At 40.5% G+C, this 388-nt stretch carries 1 protein-coding gene; it reads right to left on the minus strand.

What is annotated here, in order from left to right:
• Positions 1 to 388, minus strand: a 388-nt coding sequence (locus tag BZK16_RS14410; protein WP_158076880.1) for a DUF5724 domain-containing protein, incomplete at both ends; no start/stop codon positions are given.

Consider the following 388-nt stretch of genomic DNA (forward strand, 5'->3'; position numbering starts at 1 on the left):
AGTGCCACTTGCTTTTGGTAAATTTCACCATTGGCGCATAGTTGCTGAATGAGCGGTAAAACGTCTGTCATTTCATTTGTTGCAATTGCCCAAAGGGAAACAAATAGTTCTAATGTATCATTGCTTGCCAATGCTGTATCACGAGCGGCTTCATCATTGAGATATTCATGTGCTAACTTGCCAAGTTTCTCGATGATGCGTTTATTATCAGCGGCAATTTCTAAGCCCATCCAAACAGCAGCAGCGCGTACGGCAGAAGAGAAACGCAATAGATTATGTTCCAATACTGTACTCAACATGCGTTTAAAGAATGTTAAATTGCCTGTGTCGCTGTTTTCTAAAATGGATTGACGTAAACCTTCTTGTAATTTTGCAGCGAGCAATAGAT

The sequence above is a fragment of the Wohlfahrtiimonas populi genome, from assembly GCF_002006795.1.
In the GTDB taxonomy this organism is placed as follows: Bacteria; Pseudomonadota; Gammaproteobacteria; order Cardiobacteriales; family Wohlfahrtiimonadaceae; genus Wohlfahrtiimonas; species Wohlfahrtiimonas populi.